The sequence below is a fragment of the Bradyrhizobium sp. Ken01 genome, assembly GCF_055807355.1.
In genome coordinates this window covers 1-239 of sequence record NZ_JBVVPC010000293.1, presented here as the reverse complement: position 1 = coordinate 239, position 239 = coordinate 1, and the positions used below count along the sequence as shown (strand labels likewise).

The window sequence follows — 239 nt, the reverse complement described above, 5'->3', positions numbered from 1 at the left end:
GCACAGCTTGAGCGTGATAAACAGCTTAGCGAACAGCAAAAACAAGCGGCGTTGGCGAAAGAATATAAAGCTCAGGTGAAGCAGCTTATTGAAATGAACCGAATCACCATTGCCAATGGCGATATTGGTTTTAACTTCACTGACGGCAATCTGATTAAGAAGATTTTTGTCGATAAGCTCACACAGGCGCAGTTGATTAATGGTCGTCTGGCGATTGCCCGCTTGTTGGTCGATAACAA

At 44.4% G+C, this 239-nt stretch carries 1 protein-coding gene; it reads left to right on the top strand.

Going from position 1 to position 239, the window contains the following annotated elements; translation table 11 throughout:
- Positions 1-239, top strand: a 239-nt coding sequence (locus AC0L3S_RS39710) for a DUF2058 family protein (protein WP_473285444.1), incomplete at both ends; no start/stop codon positions are given.